The organism is Actinomadura sp. 6K520 (assembly GCF_004349245.1).
Classification (GTDB): domain Bacteria; phylum Actinomycetota; class Actinomycetes; order Streptosporangiales; family Streptosporangiaceae; genus Spirillospora.
In genome coordinates this window covers 1-594 of the sequence record NZ_SMLC01000434.1, presented here as the reverse complement: position 1 = coordinate 594, position 594 = coordinate 1, and the positions used below count along the sequence as shown (strand labels likewise).

1 protein-coding gene is annotated in these 594 nt (G+C 76.1%); it reads left to right on the top strand.

The window, feature by feature from the left end:
- The first annotated feature begins 36 nt into the window (after positions 1-36).
- Positions 37-579 (top strand): hypothetical protein, encoded by a 543-nt coding sequence (locus tag E1289_RS37840; RefSeq protein WP_243713503.1) that lies wholly within the window; start codon positions 37-39, stop codon positions 577-579.
- Positions 580-594: the final 15 nt, after the last annotated feature.

Sequence of the window (594 nt, the reverse complement as noted above, 5' to 3'; positions counted from 1 at the left end):
GGCGCCAGGGGGGCGCGGAGCGGGTTCGCGCACGAGGTGACCGGGCGGCCGATCTGGCGGCTGCTGCTGCGGGGCCTCGGCGTCTACCTGCCGGGCTGGGAGATGCCGGCGGGGGCGCTGCGCGTCCGGGACGGGTTCGGCCCGCCCGCGTACCTGAACGGCGACGCCGGGTTCGGCGTGCAGATCTCCGGACGCCGCCGGGGGCTGGAGCCCGACCGGGAGATCTACGTCCGGGGGCGGGAGAATCCGAGCTTCGGCATCGTCGTGGCGGGTCCGGCGGCGGCCATCGGCAGCCGTGTCGTGGACGCGGAGGTGCTGATGCGGTTCGCGCGGAGGCTGACGTTCGAGGAGCTCTTCGACACCGGCGACGCCGATTCCGTCCCGTACGCGGTGCGCGGGGCACGGGCGGTGGAGAACGCGGTGTTCCTCGACCGGGCGGCCGGGATCGGGCTCTGCGCGGAGGTCGATCCGGTGACGCGCGCCCCGAGGTGTCCGCTGTATGTGCGGCTGGGCGGGCCGGCGGAGCGGACGGTGCGGGTGTACGGTTCGGCAGCCCAGCCGGCCGAAGCCCGTGGCTGATGGGCGGGGCGGCCG